General features: G+C 34.9%; 16 protein-coding genes. 5 read left to right on the top strand and 11 right to left on the bottom strand.

Features of this window, described 5'->3' with window-relative positions:
- Positions 1-39: 39 nt before the first annotated feature.
- From H7350_RS06060 to H7350_RS06070, 3 genes are all read right to left on the bottom strand, one after another.
- Entirely contained in the window at positions 40-1,350 is a 1,311-nt protein-coding gene (locus H7350_RS06060; protein ID WP_204345006.1) for an amidohydrolase family protein, read from the bottom strand.
- A gap of 10 nt (positions 1,351-1,360) precedes the next feature.
- Positions 1,361-4,336, bottom strand: coding sequence for an amidohydrolase family protein (locus tag H7350_RS06065; RefSeq protein ID WP_204345007.1), 2,976 nt, complete (start codon positions 4,334-4,336; stop codon positions 1,361-1,363).
- Between the two features lie 81 nt (positions 4,337-4,417).
- The gene (locus H7350_RS06070) at positions 4,418-5,488 is read right to left on the bottom strand and encodes a DUF3810 domain-containing protein (protein WP_204345008.1); all 1,071 of its coding nucleotides are present in this window, start codon (positions 5,486-5,488) and stop codon (positions 4,418-4,420) included.
- 52 nt (positions 5,489-5,540) lie between these two features.
- Here H7350_RS06070 and H7350_RS06075 point away from each other — a divergent pair, with 52 nt between their 5' ends.
- Positions 5,541-7,004: an aminoacyl-histidine dipeptidase gene (locus H7350_RS06075; RefSeq protein WP_204345009.1), complete on the top strand. Its 1,464-nt coding sequence runs from the start codon at positions 5,541-5,543 to the stop codon at positions 7,002-7,004.
- A 74-nt stretch (positions 7,005-7,078) separates the two neighbouring features.
- Here H7350_RS06075 and H7350_RS06080 read toward each other — a convergent pair whose 3' ends face one another.
- Genes H7350_RS06080 through H7350_RS06090 form a run of 3 tightly spaced genes read right to left on the bottom strand, consistent with a single transcriptional unit; the run spans position 7,079 to position 9,874 of the window.
- Entirely contained in the window at positions 7,079-8,293 is a 1,215-nt protein-coding gene (locus tag H7350_RS06080; RefSeq protein ID WP_235989281.1) for a peptidylprolyl isomerase, read from the bottom strand.
- A gap of 25 nt (positions 8,294-8,318) precedes the next feature.
- Positions 8,319-8,858 (bottom strand): gliding motility-associated peptidyl-prolyl isomerase GldI, encoded by a 540-nt coding sequence (gldI, locus tag H7350_RS06085; protein WP_204345011.1) that lies wholly within the window; start codon positions 8,856-8,858, stop codon positions 8,319-8,321.
- Positions 8,858-9,874, bottom strand: a complete 1,017-nt coding sequence (locus H7350_RS06090; protein WP_204345012.1) for a DHH family phosphoesterase — start codon at positions 9,872-9,874, stop codon at positions 8,858-8,860. Before H7350_RS06090 ends, gldI begins: the two co-directional genes overlap by 1 nt.
- Positions 9,875-9,962: 88 nt before the next feature.
- Between H7350_RS06090 and H7350_RS06095 the strand changes: the two genes are divergently transcribed.
- Positions 9,963-10,382 (top strand): nucleoside-diphosphate kinase, encoded by a 420-nt coding sequence (locus H7350_RS06095; protein WP_204345013.1) that lies wholly within the window; start codon positions 9,963-9,965, stop codon positions 10,380-10,382.
- A gap of 78 nt (positions 10,383-10,460) precedes the next feature.
- Here H7350_RS06095 and H7350_RS06100 read toward each other — a convergent pair whose 3' ends face one another.
- From H7350_RS06100 to recF, 5 genes are read right to left on the bottom strand one after another with little or no spacing between them, the layout of a single operon-like run.
- Positions 10,461-10,817 carry a hypothetical protein gene (locus H7350_RS06100; RefSeq protein ID WP_204345014.1) on the bottom strand — a complete coding sequence of 119 codons (357 nt, stop codon included), beginning with the start codon at positions 10,815-10,817 and terminating at the stop codon, positions 10,461-10,463.
- Positions 10,818-10,819: 2 nt separating this feature from the next.
- A complete protein-coding gene (locus H7350_RS06105) occupies positions 10,820-13,234 on the bottom strand; it encodes a penicillin acylase family protein (protein WP_204345015.1) in 2,415 nt (804 codons plus the stop codon).
- Positions 13,235-13,268: 34 nt separating this feature from the next.
- Positions 13,269-13,565 carry a DciA family protein gene (locus H7350_RS06110; RefSeq protein WP_204345016.1) on the bottom strand — a complete coding sequence of 99 codons (297 nt, stop codon included), beginning with the start codon at positions 13,563-13,565 and terminating at the stop codon, positions 13,269-13,271.
- Positions 13,565-13,981 carry a lipocalin family protein gene (locus tag H7350_RS06115; protein WP_204345017.1) on the bottom strand — a complete coding sequence of 139 codons (417 nt, stop codon included), beginning with the start codon at positions 13,979-13,981 and terminating at the stop codon, positions 13,565-13,567. Before H7350_RS06115 ends, H7350_RS06110 begins: the two co-directional genes overlap by 1 nt.
- The gene (gene recF, locus H7350_RS06120) at positions 13,978-15,057 is read right to left on the bottom strand and encodes a DNA replication/repair protein RecF (RefSeq protein WP_204345018.1); all 1,080 of its coding nucleotides are present in this window, start codon (positions 15,055-15,057) and stop codon (positions 13,978-13,980) included. The genes H7350_RS06115 and recF overlap by 4 nt, the downstream gene beginning before the upstream one ends.
- Positions 15,058-15,178: 121 nt before the next feature.
- Between recF and H7350_RS06125 the strand changes: the two genes are divergently transcribed.
- The 3 genes from H7350_RS06125 to H7350_RS06135 all read left to right on the top strand — a co-directional run bounded on the left by H7350_RS06125 (position 15,179) and on the right by H7350_RS06135 (position 16,815).
- On the top strand, positions 15,179-15,952 hold the full coding sequence (locus H7350_RS06125; RefSeq protein WP_204345019.1) for a YfgM family protein: 774 nt from the start codon (positions 15,179-15,181) through the stop codon (positions 15,950-15,952).
- A 7-nt stretch (positions 15,953-15,959) separates the two neighbouring features.
- Complete coding sequence (gene ribH, locus H7350_RS06130; RefSeq protein WP_204345020.1) at positions 15,960-16,445, top strand: 6,7-dimethyl-8-ribityllumazine synthase; 486 nt, start codon at positions 15,960-15,962, stop codon at positions 16,443-16,445.
- A gap of 157 nt (positions 16,446-16,602) precedes the next feature.
- The gene (locus tag H7350_RS06135; protein ID WP_204345021.1) at positions 16,603-16,815 is read left to right on the top strand and encodes a hypothetical protein; all 213 of its coding nucleotides are present in this window, start codon (positions 16,603-16,605) and stop codon (positions 16,813-16,815) included.
- Positions 16,816-16,817 lie beyond the last annotated feature (2 nt).

Raw genomic sequence — 16,817 nt, forward strand, 5'->3', positions numbered from 1 at the left:
TACAACATACAGGTCTATTTTAGTCATTTATTTAACGTATTAATCGTTGCTTTCAAGCTTTTTAGAGTAGCGTTTCCATAATTCAGTTTGATGCGTTTCTAAACTCAACAAACGCCCATCTATAAAGGCATGCGTCAGGATATTGGTTCTCATGTCAAGCGCATCACCTTCACTAATGAAAAGTGTTGCACTTTTACCAACTTCTAGCGTCCCATAGTGCTCATCAATACCTAATATTTTTGCAGGATTTTGTGTAATGAGTTGTAATGCCTGCTCCTTCGTTAATCCATGAGCTACAGTTGTTCCCGCATAAAATGGAAGATTTCGTGAATTCATACGTTCCATTTGTCCGCTGGCTTCCAAAGCCACTACAACACCTTTGTCGGTTAGCAATTTTGCCAGTTTAAAAGGCATGTCATAATCATCATCTGCTAGACTTGGTCTTGTATGAACACGTTGTAATAAAACAGGAATTTTATTTTTCTTTAGCAAATCTGCTACTTTATGAGCTTCATATCCGCCAACAATAACAGTTGATTTTATATCATGTGATTTAGAGAAGTTTACAGCATCAGTAATGCCTTTCTCGTCATCTACATGAATATATAAGGTTTTAGTTCCATCTAATACACCTTTTGTAGCTTCGTATGGCAAATGTTTTGGAGATTTGCTGCCATTCATATAAGCTTTAGTGCCTTTAAACCAATCCTCAACTTCAGATACCTGAGTGTCATAATTTTTATTGGCTTTCATTGCAGGATCTTCACCTAGCCACCAACGACCGCGTGTAAAATTACTGGGCCAGTTCATATGAATACCATCATCGTTTTTAACTGCGGCATCTTCCCAATTCCATGCATCTAGTTGTACAATAGATGAGGTTCCAGAAATACGTCCGCCACGTGGCGTGATTTGCGCTAACAAAACACCATTAGGTCTCATAGACTCTACAACTTTAGATTCTGCGTTATAAGCAATTAAACTTCTTATATGCGGATTCCAAGTTCCTAATTCTGCATCATCATCTGTAGCTCTAACGGCATCAATTTCAACTAATCCTAAGGTTGAATTAGGAATAATGAAACCAGGATACACATGTTTGCCACTAGCATCGATAACTTCCATCCCTTGAAGGTTTGGTTTTACATTAGCCATATCTGCAACATTGATAAGCTTTCCATTTTCAAAAATGATGATACTGTTATTGATAACAGTGCCATTTCCAATATGAGCAGTTGCACCAGTTATGGCAATCGTTTTACTCTGCTTTGGTGCTGGTGTTTGTTGTGAAAATCCTAAGGTTATGCTTAAAAAGGCAGTAACCAATGTATATATATGTATTGTTTTCATAGTTATAAGTTTAGTGTTGTGCATGGTCTAAGTAATCACAATGCATTTGATCTTTTTCAGTCTTTTTAATCGGCTGGGTTTTTAAACCTTTGTTTTTTGCTTTTAGCATCTGATTAATCAGTTCTCCTTTTTCCTGCTTTATCTGAGCACGTAATTGCTCATCGCGCTTTAAATCAAAATAGGTAACACCTTCAATAATCGTTTTTTCAGCTTTAGCATAAATAGACATAGGATGATCTGTCCATAAAACAACATCAGCATCTTTACCAACTTTAAGACTTCCAACACGGTCGTCTATATGTAATAGCTTTGCTGGATTAAGAGTTACAAAATTCCAGGCATCTAATTCGCTAACGCCTCCATATTTAACTGATTTTGCGGCTTCTTGGTTTAATCGGCGAGACATTTCACCATCATCACTATTAATCGCCACAACGACGCCTGCGTTATGCATAATGGCAGCATTATACGGAATGGCATCATTAACCTCATATTTATAAGCCCACCAGTCGCTAAACGTTGATCCTCCAACACCGTGTTCTTTCATTTTATCTGCCACTTTGTATCCTTCTAAAATGTGAGTAAACGTATTAATGTTGAAATCAAATTGGTCTGCAACTTTCATCAACATGTTAATTTCGCTTTGTACATACGAATGACAAGAAATAAAACGCTCTTTGTTTAAAATTTCTGCAATCACATCCATTTCAATGTCTTTGCGATAAGGCTTTCCGCTTTTCTTTAATTCATCATATGCTTTTGCACGATTGAAGTAATCTATATATAGTTGCTCGACACCCATTCTGGTCTGTGGAAATCGTTCAAAACTAGACCAGTTTGACTGTTTGACATTTTCACCTAAAGCGAATTTTATGAATTTCGGACTATCCTCATAAATCATTGATTCGGCTGGTTCTCCCCATTTTAACTTGATAATCGCCGAACGTCCGCCTATTGGATTTGCTGATCCGTGTAAAATTTGAATAGAAGTAACACCACCAGCAAGGTTTCTGTAAATATCAATATCTTCATCATCGATAACATCTTCTATGGTAACTTCAGCAGACGAATTATGTCCGCCTTCATTAATAGAACTTGCAGCAATATGTGAATGTTCGTCAATGACTCCAGCTGTTAAATGCTTTCCTGTAGCATCAATTACTTTAGCACTTCCATCGGATAGATTTTTTCCAATTCTGGCTATTTTCCCATTTTTGATAAGCACATCGGTATTTTCTAAAACACCTTCAGCTTCACTAGTCCATACCGTTGCATTTTTAAATAATAGCGTTTCAGCTTTGGGTTGTTCAGCAAACCCATAAGCTACATTTGGGTAGGTGATAGGAGTAGCCTGTTTTAGTTTAGTGTCCTCATCCTTTTTATCTTCAGAAGAAGCGTCAGAAGACTCTATTTTTGTTCCGTAAAATGTCATTTCATTCCCATTTGGAAAAACAGCTTTTCCATTGAGTAAATTTTGACCAGAGACATTCGCTACCAATCTGATGAACTCTTGTTCTGTTGAGTCTTTTGTGGTCATTGCAATATTTATCCAATCGTTATCGTATGTAATTTTTGAACCTCTGGTTTTTCCCTCACTAGTGATTTCAGATTTAAGTTTACTCAATTCACCTTTAAGTGTCATTTTGTAAGACTCTCCTGCTAGTTTGAACTCATAATCACCTCGGATATCTTTTGTATTCATATCTTCTAGAACTGTCTTATGGCCTTGTACCCAGTTTTCATATATGGTTGTTTTAGCATCAAAAATATCACCAGAAGCAATTAAAAAATTGGCGTAAGCTCCTTTTTGAAGCGTACCAATATCTGAAGATTTACCCAGCAGTTTAGCTGGTATTACTGTTAGTGCTTCAAGAGCTTTTTCTTTTGAAAGTCCATACTCTAAAGCCTTTCTTACATTAGCTAAAAAAGATTTAGGTGATTTTAAATCGTGAGTTGTAAATGCAAACTGAACGCCATTTTGATCGAGTACCATTGGATTGGTAGGTTCTTGACTCCAAGCTCTCATATCACTTAAGGATAAAGATCTACTTAAGTAGGTGTTTTCTACATCATATGCATCCTGAAAGTTTACTGGGATGATATAAGCAGCATTGGTTGCTTTAATTTCATTTATACGTTCATATTCATCACCACCTCCTAAAATCACATATTGAATTCCGAAGAGGTCACCAACTTTGTCGGCACGCATCGCATTTAATCGGCTTCCAGCTCCAAAAATTTGAACAAGGTTTTTATTCTTATTTAAAGCTTCTAACGATAAATCTCTGGTTTTGCTGTTACCTTTGGCATACCAATCTGCATCATAATACATTTGACGCAATAAAGCCATACTACCCATTATTGATCCTGGGTAAGATTGTCTTGAAGTTACACTTTTACTAAACGAAAAATACTGAGCAGACTCTGGATCTAATATACGAGCCTCATTGCCATCGCTCATATTTAGAGCTACTAAAGTTCCGCTACCTCTCACGATACCATCTTCAATATGTGTATTCACGACACCAAATCCTGCTTGCATTAATTCCTTAGCAGCTTTACTATCAAATTCAAACTTATCGATGGCTTTATTTTCAGGCATGACATGGTCATTCCAATAATAACCTGAGCGTGTTGGCTCGTATTGAGGACTTCTCCCTTGACCAGTTTTGCGTTCAGGCTTTTTAACGCCAAAGGTCGAATACATATCAATAAACGAAGGGTAGATACTCTTACCTTTTAAGTCGACAACAGTAGTATTTTTGGGAATACTGATTTGTTTACCCGAAGCTATAATTTTACCATCTTTAATTAAGAGCGTGCCATTTTCTACAACCTGATTAGGTGTGATATGAATTTTGGCGTTTGTAAATGCTTGGTAATTGGTATTTGTGGTTTTTACACCATCGTTCTTGGGGAAATAGTCTTGTGCAAATAATGCAAAACTGCAAAAGCACATAGCAATTGCAAACTTGATTTTATTCATATAAAATTGTTGGTTTATAATTCTTTCTAAAGATAAAGAATAAAGAAAGTAAAATCTAAACTTAATCTGGCTTTTAACGTTTTAATTGATAGGATGCGCTTTGTGATAGTTTACTAAAAGCGCAACGACATAGCTATAACTATCCATTCCACCAGCTTGATTGTTTGACTTTAAAAAATTGCTGTAGGTTGCTTTAAAGAGTGGTTCTGCAGGATTTTGATAGTTGTCCCAAAAATCACGTACTTCTTGATAATTTTTTAAAACGCCAATATGCACCTGATCTTTTAATTTTTCATAAAGATCTGGGTTACGCCTGTATACTTCATGCAAACAATGGCGAAGTGCAAAAGCATACCCAGAATAATTAAAGTAAATATCAGGATGATGCATAGCGGCCATACTGCCGATAAAATTAGCCTCATTTTCGGCAGCATATCCCAATTGATGTGCTACCTCGTGACTTCCAGTTGTCGGGAATTTATATGTTGGAATTAAACCATCAACCTGTGCTTCATTAGTAAACGGATTTAAGTATCCTGAAAATCCCATGTACGTTAATGGCAAACTATATATAGAGCGCTTAATACTTCTAGGATGGTATGAAAGATATGGGAATTCCTCAGAAAGCTTATCGTAACCTTCTGGTACCATTTTTAAGACTTCAGTTTTTGTATAAGGCATGATAACTATGGTCGAATCGTTTGCTGCTAAATTAAGCTGAATTGCATTAGTTTTTTCAATTAATTGATTGGTTAACGCTACTAATTCTTCGGTGGTATAATCATGTTCTAAACCTAGCGATTTATGCAAAGGCAAACGATAATAATTAAACGCCCAGAGTAGATGAAAAGCAAAATAGCCTAATGAAATTGCAGAAAGCACATCTAAAAACCAGTTTTTAGTATCTTTTAGTATTCGTTTTCTGTTTAAAATAAACCAACGGATAATATATATTCCTAGTATGGTGTAAAGTACATCGCCAACAGAAAATGGGACCCATCCAAATACATAACGCATGAGCTTAGAAATCCAAATATATATGCTTTGACTATATACGGTCTCTATAAAATCAGGAAAGTAAGCCAGTATGTTCAGCAGAATAATCTGAGGAATAATAGATAGCGCAAGAATAAGCTTTTTATGTTTCAGCATGATTCAAAAATAGTAAAAAGAATGTACCTTTGCTAAACTAAAAAATAACATAATGAACTCAGAAATAAGACAACTAGAACCTAAACAACTTTGGAACAAATTTGCAGATCTAAATGCTGTTCCAAGACCTTCAAAAAAAGAAGAACGTGTTATCGCATTCATGAAAGATTTTGGAGCTAATTTAGGATTAGAAACGATTGAAGATGAAGTTGGTAATGTCATCATAAAGAAGCCTGCTACTAAAGGCATGGAAGATCGTAAAACCATAGTAATGCAATCGCATTTAGATATGGTGCATCAAAAAAATAATGATACAGAATTTGATTTTGATACGCAAGGCATAGAAATGTATGTGGACGGAGATTGGGTGAGAGCGAAAGGTACTACCTTGGGTGCAGATAATGGATTAGGTGTTGCTACTATCATGGCGATTTTAGAAAGTAACGACATTCCTCATCCTGCAATAGAAGCTTTGTTTACTATTGATGAGGAAACAGGAATGACAGGAGCAATGGGTCTAAAAGGCGGTTTGCTTGAAGGTGAAATTCTTTTAAATCTCGATACCGAAGAAGATGATGAGATTGGTGTTGGTTGTGCAGGTGGAGTAGATGTTACTGCAACAAGAACTTATGAGCAAGAAGAAACTCCAGAGTTTAAAATGGGTTTTAAAATTGCTGTTAAAGGGTTGCAAGGCGGACATTCTGGAATGCAAATTCACGAAGGATTAGGAAATGCAAATAAATTGATGAACCGTTTATTATTTGATGGTTTCGAAAATTTCGGATTGCGTATTTCTGAAATTGACGGCGGAAGTTTACGTAATGCAATTCCGAGAGAAAGTAATGCTATTGTTGCTATTGATGCAATTCATGAAGAGGCTTTTATTTCTGAAATGAAAACGATTGGAGATGCAATCAAATTAGAATATGCAACGATGGAACCAGATCTAGTAATTGAAATTACTAAAACTGAGACACCGAAGCATATAATGGACTTAGGTGTTCAGGAAGGTTTGACAAGAGCTATTTACGCAGCTTTGAATGGCGTATATCGCATGAGTCCTGATATTCCTGATCTGGTAGAGACATCTAATAATATAGCTCGTGTTATTGTAAAAGACGGACAAATTAAAATTGGATGTTTAACGAGAAGTTCGGTGGAAAGTTCTAAATGGGATTTAGCAAATATGTTACGTGCAACCTTTGAACTTACGGGTTGTGAAGTGAGTTTTGATGGTGATTATCCTGGTTGGAAACCTAATATGGATTCGGATATACTGAAAGTAATGGTGCCACTTTATAAAGCGCTAAATGATGGAGAAGAACCACACGTGGCCGCTTGTCATGCTGGATTAGAGTGTGGTATATTAGGGACAAATTATCCTGATATGGATATGATTAGTTTTGGACCAAATATCAAAGGTGCTCATTCACCTGATGAACGCGCTCAAATCTCTTCTGCTCAGAAATACTGGACTTATGTTTTAGAGATTTTAAAGCACATTCCGAAGAAATAATTATTTGGTTAATACATATTAAAAAATCCCTAGCAATAATTTTGCTAGGGCTTTTTTAATAATGTTTCTTAGGTTTATTCTGCAATACCAGTCATTTCTAAAATAAATGTCAAATCGGTATTAGGTTTGATACCACCACGTCCACGCTCACCATAAGCTAAGTGAGATGGAATATAGAAAAATGCACGTTCACCTACTTTCATTGATGCGATAGCTTCTTTAAAGCCAGCAATCATTTGTGCATCTTTACGTATAGGCATTTCTGTAGGACCGTACATATTAGCATCTAATCGTCTTTGATCAAACATTCCATATTTTTCAGCAACAGATTGATCATTACTGTCAAATAAACGTCCGTCAGTAAAATACCCTTCATAGCTAATCATGGCTTTATCACCTTCTTTAACTTTTACTCCAGTACCTTCAGTAATCACATATTTTTTTAAACCAGAAGCTAGAGTTGTCGCTTTAGAATTGTATTCATCTAATATCGGCTTTAGTGCTTTTGAAGCTTCAGCAGTTTTCTCTTCACGAATACGTTGCTCTTCTGCAGCTTTTAAGCGTGCATCTTCTTTAATTTTTTCAAATTCTTCTTCAACAACTGGAAGTTGTTCTTCAAAAGTTTTAGCAGCATTAAATGATTTGGCATCAGATCCTTTTCTAATGATATTAACTTTAGTGATATAAACATTTTCTAAAGGTTTATTTCTGGCACCAACTTTAACATTTGAGATTGAATCTTGTACTTCAATACCTTTTACCAGTTCACCAAATACTGAATGACAACTCACTCGTGGTTGATCACATGGTTTTAAGTTTCCTTCGGCATCGTATGCATCCAAACTAGGGTAAGGTACTTCGGTAATAAAGAACTGACTTCCGTTAGTATTAATGCCTCCACCATTAGCCATCGATAAGATTCCTCCCTTGTCATGCTTTAAGCTAGGATCAAAATCGGCAGTAAATTTATAACCAGGATTCCCACTACCTGTAGCAGTGTGGTCTCCGCCTTGAATCATAAATTTGTCCATAACTCTATGAAACGTTAGACTATCATAAAAAGGTTTTCCTTTAAATTCTTCGCTAACCATTGGGTGATTACCTTCAGCTAAGGCTACAAAATTCGCAACTGTTACTGGTACTTTTTTATAAAATAATTTAGCGACCATGGTGTCTTTAGATGTGACGATTTCGGCATAAAGACCGTCTTCTAAATCAGGATATTCTTCTTTACAGGATGTTACTGTTACCAGTAAACATAAGGTTAAAATTTGGAGTGTTCTGCTCATCAATTGCATAGTTATTTATTTAGATTTATTGATTTTGTTTTATTGAATTTACTGTGACTTTGACCATTAACGGAATATTAGTTCCTATTTTTTCATTATCTCCATAATAGCCGTATGCTTTTTGTGATGGGAATAGAAACGTAACAGATTCACTTGGCTTCAGAAGCTTTAACCCTTCACGAAGTCCGGTGAAAATCTCTTCCTGATCCATAGCATAATTTTGGTTACCGAGTTCATTTTCAGAATAAATAGTAATTCCTTTTAAATCTTTAACATTGTAGTCAAAGTTTACAATGTCACCAAATTGAGGTGTAATGGTGTCTTTTTCTACTTTGGTATGGTAATAATACCAAAATCCAGTTGCCGAAGTTTTATAGTCATATTCTGGGTTTTGAGCAATAATAGCTTCGATACGTTTTCGCTCTCTTTCGTTGAGTTTTTTATTGCGTTCGGCAGATTCTTTTATAAACGAACCCGATTGTACTTGTTCTGGTTGACGCGCTTCTGGCGTTTTACAACTTACTACTAGTAACAGTACTATTATAACTTTATATACAATTTTCATTAGGCTTTGAGGTCTTGTTTGTATTGAGGCAATATACTAATAAATTTATCAATAGTCTCACTTAGACTTAAATCACTTTTTCCACCAGCAGCATTGGTGTGGCCACCGCCTTCAAAGTGCGATCTTGATAATTGATTAACGGAAAAACTCCCTTTACTACGTAGGGAAATTTTTATAATATTCTCTTGATGATTCTCAATAAAAATAGCTGCAAAAATGATGCCTTTCAAAGACAAACCATAGTTTACAAACCCTTCTGTGTCACCTTTTTTGAAGTTAAAGGTATTAAGCTCTTCTTGAGATAAGGTAATGTAGGCTGTACGATATTCAGGAATCACTTTTAAATTACTAAGAGCTCTGCCTAATAACTGCAAACGCTCATAACTATTTGTATCATAAATATTATTGTGGATGTCAGAATTACGAGCTCCTTTTTCAATGAGATTTCCTATAATATGGTGCGTTGCACTTGTTGTCGACGGAAATCGGAAGGATCCAGTATCTGTCATAATTCCGGTATACAAACAGGTAGCAATATCTGAATCAATTTTATCAATGTCATCCAGCATGGCTATAAAATTATATACCATTTCGCAAGTAGAAGACATCTTTACATCCGAATAGGTATACTTAGCATAATCATCTGGTTGTTGGTGATGATCAATCATAATTTTAATACCATTAGCCATCTTAACTGGTTCTTCTAACTGGCCAATACGACTCAAAGAATTGAAGTCCAGAGTAAAAATAAGTTCTGCGTTAGTAATGAGTTCATCACATTGGGATGTATTGGCGTCATATTTAAGAATTGAAGCTTCATCAGGCATCCATTTTAAAAAATCGGGATAATCATTAGGAGCAATAATGGTTGCCCTGTGATTACGTTTTTTTAAATAGTGATATAAACCAAGAGTAGATCCTATGGCATCACCATCGGGATTTTTATGCGGAATAATTACAATGGCTTTTGGAGAACTTAAAAGCGATTTTATGCTATTAATGTCGTTTGTATTCATAGACGACGAAGATACAATTTTTTAATAATGGTTTATACTGAATTTTTAAAGAAATGTATTACTTTTGCAGCGAATTTAAAATAAACAAATGGCAACAAATAGAACATTTACCATGCTTAAACCAGATTCTGTTGAAAAAGGGAATATTGGTGCAATTTTAGAAAAAATAACAGCTTCAGGTTTTAGAATCGTAGCGATGAAATTAACGCAAATGACCACTCAAGATGCTCAGGCGTTTTATGCAGTTCACAGTGAAAGACCTTTCTTTGGTGAATTAGTAGAGTATATGACTCGCGGACCAATTGTAGCGGCTATTTTAGAAAAAGATAATGCAGTTGAAGACTTTAGAACTTTAATTGGTGCTACAAATCCTGCAGAAGCTGCTGAAGGAACTATTAGAAAATTATACGCAGCCTCTATTGGAGAAAATGCTGTTCACGGAAGTGATAGTGATGAAAATGCAGCTATTGAAGGTGCTTTTCACTTCTCTGGAAGAGAGATGTTTTAAGTATTATAAACATTATTATAAAAAAAGCGCAACCATCGGATGCGCTTTTTTTATAGGATATATCAATCAGGTTGCAATTTAACCTTTTACCAGAACACTACATTGCTTACCAAGTAAAGCCGCAATTCCTGCAGCTAAGCCACCAACTAAACCTGTGATCAAAATTAGTAGATAAGGACTGCCTCCTAAGGGTAGAAGCACTGCTATTTTTTTGGCTAGTGTAAAATCATTGCCACTACTAATTATAAAAGCATGCACAGACCAAAATACAAGAATAGCCAAAAACGGTACTAGAAACACAGCAACTTTTTTTAAACTAAAAAATAAAGCAGAGACAAATCCTGCAACCATAACAGACCACCAAGGCAAAAATTGTGATAAAATTAAAGCCAGTAAAAGTGTCACAACGAAGTTTATAATGTTTTGCTTACTCATAATTACTTTGAAGGATTTAAAGTTTGTGTTGAAATTAGTCCACTGGTAGAATTTACATGTTGCATAAAGTTGAGCTCATAATAACGTCCGGCTGCCCAGTCATCAATCATATTATCATAGTATTTACTGCCAGGGTTTCCCGATTGTCCACCAGGATAAATACCCAAAGCTTTTGGAGGTGAGCTCATTTCAACAATCATTCGCCAGGAGGGACCATGCGTACTAGATGTTGCATTGACAATATTTCGATCACCACCAATAGGTAAATCAAATCTCGAAAACGCTGGTAAAGCCTGAAGCAAGTGACCAACACGAGTTCCTTTATAGGCTTGCCAGTTATAATCTCCGTTTTTAGCTTTCCAGTCTGTAAGTGTTTTAGCAGCCTCTTTAAATGCTAATACAAACAAATCATTGGCAGTTTCTTTTTCAGGAGTATCTAAGATGTCCATGAATGAATCTTCAGGGTGATTCTTTAGAAGATAGATAGCTTGATAAGCATAAGGTGTGACTAATAGTTCATCTTCAGAATCAAACTCATCCCAAATCATATTATAAAGTTTAGACCACCAGGCTGTCCATATGCTAGGACCAATTTGATCAATATCATTATTTAAATCCCATGATTTTACCTGATTATAAATTTCTAGTTCTTCCGAAGTCAATAATGAAATATCCATCGATGTTATCATATGCGGAAGTAATTCTGCAGCTTTCAGGTTGTAATTGTTATTGTGCAAATCTTTAAAATCATCAATGCTAAACTTTTCTTTAGATTTAAAAAAGTCATTAATCACTCTATTTCTGTAAGTTTCATAACCGTCATTAAACACATAAAACGGATAATTTTCATCAACAGGATGTTGATTTGCAGAACTCACAAAACCGCGTTCAGGATTTTTAACATGTGCATTAAATTCTTGTGGAATAAAACTTTGCCAATCGTGTTCAGGGTTTGTTCCATCCATCAAAAATTTACCTTGACCTTTCCATTTATTTGGAAATAAGCCTTGAATCCAGATGGCGATATCACCTTCGGTAGATGCAAAGACAAAGTTTTGAGCAGGAGCTGTATACGTTTTTAAGGCGTTAACATAATCCTCATAATTTTTAGATTTGTTTAAAGCTAAAAACGGAAGTTGGTTATTGCCACCAATTAAACCAATCCACTGCATCGCATAGCCAGCCTTAGGATTGTCACTTTTAAAAGTATGGTCATAAGTCACAGGACCATGATGCGTATAAATTACCGAATCTACTACTGTTGCAGCTCCTTTTACTTTAATTTTCTCGACGCGAACACTGGTGTTTTTCCATTGGTTATCATGTTTATATTGTGTTCGAGATGCATCTTTAAATTCTATTTTATACCAATCTAGCACATCACGTGTTGCATTAGTTTCTCCCCAGGCAATATGATTATTAAATCCGGATATCACACCTAATGCTCCTGGTAAAGTTGCTCCCATTGCCGTATGCTCAGGTGTACTCAATTGCATCACAAACCAAATAGAAGGTAAGTTTAATCCTAAATGCGGATCATTTGCTAAAATCGGATTTCCTGTTGTCGATTTTGCTCCAGACACAGCCCAATTATTACTTCCATTATCTGGATTAGGTTTTTGAATGGTTTCTCGGATAGTATCTAAAGGTAATTCGCTTTGCGGTGTTTTAGTTCTATCAACATTAATATAGCTCCAGTCTGTTTCCTTCGGAATGATAGGATCGTTCACATCAAAGAAATCCGGAAATAGTAAATCAAATCGATCTTTTCCAAATTTGCGAAGTAGATTAGTATATTCTAAATCTTCATCGCCACCAGCGAGCATTTTTGTCATATACATTAATAACAAAGCTGTTTTTTTTGTCGTCCAGGCTTCAGGCTTATAATCCAATAATTTGTATTCTACAGGGTAAGATTTGATGTCTAAACTATTGATGTAACTATTCACGCCATCACGATAGGCTTCAAGATAAATTGATATTTCTGGATCATCTAGCATAACTTCTAGAGCTTTTTCGGCACCAAAACCCATACCACGTCGTCGTTCTTGACGATCATAATTAAGAGCAGATTCACCAACGATTTCAGATAAGCGTCCAGCAGCTGCATGTGTTTGAAATTCCATTTGCCATAAACGATGCTTAGCAGTGATATAGCCTTGAGCCTTGTATAAGTCGGCGTCGTTTTCTGCAAATATGTGTGGAATGAATTGTTCATCATAATGAATGGTTACAGAAGCAGATAAGCCTTCAATCAACACGTTACCGTCGATGATTTCATCAGTATCATTTTGCCAGACACCAGCAACAGGATCTAGAAATTTTCCAATAGGAGGAACTGAACCAAGCTTCGTATTTAAGCAATAAAAAACAACTATAGTTAGCACCAGAGTTGCAATGAGTTTTATATATTTCATAGGTTTGGAATATCGATAGTGAAATGATTTTTAATTACCGCAAGACTAATTTTTTTACTACAGTTTTTCCAATAGATTCGTTGAGCATATCAATTATCTTTTGCGAGCCATAGCTTAATTCCTCACGAAGCACACTAGAGCTTAAAGATACATAAAGCACATCTCTGTCAAGTTTGATGTCGGTAGTATAATTATTTACGCCATTTCCCATCATTTTTGCCCAAGCTTCTCTCACATCAACCTTATCTAGACCAGATTGCAGCTTATTTGCTTCTACAAATTCTTTAAGAATTTCACTTATTGGTAAATTGTCATTGTGTCGTTTTGCCATTACTCTAAATCAAGAGGTTTATATCGCTTATAAAGATACATATCTTTATTGGCATTTAGAATAATTAGCTGTGTTTCATCAGCTTTTAAAACAGTCTCTTTCCAGTTGGCGTAAGGTGTTTTATAATGCATATAAAGACTATCGTTTTCAATTGACACACTAAATATCTCCATGCTTTTTGAGGTTTCAAAAGTACCCATTAAGTTGGGTTTTAATTTTTTTCTCAGACCAGACATGCTATCGGTAATTTGTATATAATCTATAGTGTCGTTGAATGTATATTCTTTTATTGAGCCATCATTGAGCGTGACTTTTTCTATTTCCCAGTAACCTGCAATATGAGGAATATAAGTAGCAGGATATTCTGCACAACTGTTCAATGTTATTAAAAGTAGTAAAACGAATATTTTTTTCACAATTTAAAAATTTTATACGACTGATGAATTTGTTTAATAATCCTTTCAGTTCTATCTGCATGCGTATCGCTAATGAATAATTGTCCGAAATCATCATTATCCACTAAACTAATAATTTGAGCTACACGGTTTTCATCTAATTTATCAAAAATATCATCCAGTAATAGTAAAGGCGTCACACCACTTTGTTGTTTTATAAAGTCGAACTGTGCCATCTTTAAAGCAATTAAAAATGATTTTTGCTGACCTTGACTCCCAAATTTCTTAATAGGGTAGGTTTCAATTTCAAAACTTAAATCATCTTTATGAATTCCGACACTTGTATATTGTAAGGCTTTATCCTTATTAATATGCTTTGCTAAAAGTGATTGTAAGTCATCCTCAAATAAATCACTTTTATAATTTAAATTAACAACTTCATTATCATTACTTATGGCTTTATAACGCGCTTTAAAAATTGGGATGAATGTTTTGAGAAATTCGTCTCGGGTTTTAAATATGTCACTGCCATAAGTGTGTAATTGGTCATTATAGACCTCTAGTGTTTGTGCATTAAATGTATTATTTAGCGCAAAGTATTTAAGTAGAGCATTTCGTTGCGATAAGACCTTATTATAATTTATAAGATTTAATAAGTAAGTTTTATCACTTTGAGAAATAACGCTGTCAATAAACTTTCTGCGTGTATCACTACCTTCAATAATTAGGTCACGATCTGCAGGTGAAATTATTACCAGTGGAATAAATCCAATATGATCACTAAATTTTTCATAAGCTTTACTATTGCGCTTAATCACTTTTTTTTGTCCGCGTTTTAGCGACACCACTATTTTTTCAGTTTTATCATTTTTACTGAATATTCCATCCACAACAAAAAAATCTTCATCGTGTTTTATATTTTGGGTTGCTACTGGATTGAAATAACTTTTTCCGAAGGACAAATGATAGATGGCATCTAAAACGTTGGTTTTTCCTACACCATTAGAACCAACAAAACAGTTAATTTTTGCGTCAAATTCAAAATCTTGGCTTTCAAAATTCTTATAATTAACTAAGCTTAACATTTTTAAAATCATAAAAGTAATAGGAATATTCGTATTTAGGTTGCCTTTATTGTAAGATGAAGTAAAAATAACAAATAATTTACCTTTTAAATCCCAATAAAAATTTTATTTTTGCGGGCACAAATATAGAATTATGGCAACATATAAGAAAAGAGGATATAAACCAAAACCTATCAAGGAGAAAGGTGAAACGATAGATGTATTAGAACAAGAATCTACAACAGCTGAAGTTTTTAATACTTTAGATGAAAGTGCTAATAAAGCTGAAGATTTTGTTGCAAAGAACCAGAAAGGTATTTTTATTATTATCGGTCTGGCTGCATTAGTTGTTTTAGGATATTTAGGCTATAATAAATTTATTGCTGAGCCAAAAGCGGAAGAAGCAATGAATGAAATGTATACAGCACAGAAATATTTTGAAGAAGCTGTAACCGCTACAAATAAAGATTCTATATATAATCTTGCATTAAACGGAAGCGAAGGGAAATATGGTCTTGTCGATATCGTTAGTGAATATGGAAGCACACCTGCTGGTAATTTAGCTAACTATTATGCTGGTATGGCGTATTTAAACACTAAAGATTATACAAACGCTGTAAAGTATTTAAGTGATTTTGATGGTGATGATGCAGTATTGGGACCACTTGCAAAAGGTGGAATTGGTGATGCTTTTGTACAACTTAATCAATTAGATGATGCTTTAGGATATTATGAACAAGCGATTAAGGCGTCAACAAATGCCTATACAACACCAATGTATTTATTCAAAGCTGCTGGTGTGGCAGAATCTTTAGGTAAGCCAGATAAAGCATTAGAATACTACAAACGTATAAAAGCCGAATTTTCAGAATCTGATCAGGCAAAAAATATCGATGCATTTATCGGAAGAGCAGAAGGTAGTAAATAATTGAATTATGGCAACTGTAAATCATAATTTATCTAACTACGATAAAAACACAATCCCAAACGCGAAAGACTTTCGGTTTGGGATTGTTGTTTCTGAATGGAATGATACCATAACTAATGGACTTTACCAAGGTGCTTATGATGCATTGTTGGATTGTGGTGCTCTTTCAGAAAACATCATAAAATGGGATGTTCCAGGTAGTTTCGAATTAATTTACGGAAGTAAAAAAATGGTTGAATATCAAGTTGATGCCGTAATTGCTATTGGCTGTGTTATTCAAGGAGAGACTAAACATTTTGATTTTGTTTGTGAGGGTGTTACTCATGGTATTAAAGAGCTTAATCTTAACTCAGATACGCCAGTTATCTTTTGTGTTTTAACAGATAATACGATGCAGCAATCTATTGATCGCTCAGGAGGTAAGCATGGCAACAAAGGAACTGAAGCCGCTATTGCAGCAATCAAAATGGCAAACTTACGCCGAAACAGATAATCTAAATTCGTTAGATCTTCATTTATTATTGCAAACGATAACGTCTTATAAAATTTCCGAAGAAACTGATGTTTGTTAACAATTTTTAGGAATTGATTAGCTGATTTTACTTGTAAATTCTGTACTTTTGATACCATAGACTAGATAAGTAGAGGGTTTGTTTCAACAGCGAAAACATAAACGTTTTAATTACATACCTCGGCATCTCAGAGATTCTAAATCTGGTGATAACCTTAAATCACATTGGGAATCTGTAAGAGGTCAAGGAAAGCACAAAAGCAAACAACGTATGCCACTCGTCATCCTTTTAGTCATTTTAGGAATGATAATTGCACTGTGGTATGTTTTAACTCATTACGAAACATCATAGCA

This window comes from Psychroserpens algicola (assembly GCF_014526325.1).
GTDB lineage: Bacteria > Bacteroidota > Bacteroidia > Flavobacteriales > Flavobacteriaceae > Psychroserpens > Psychroserpens algicola.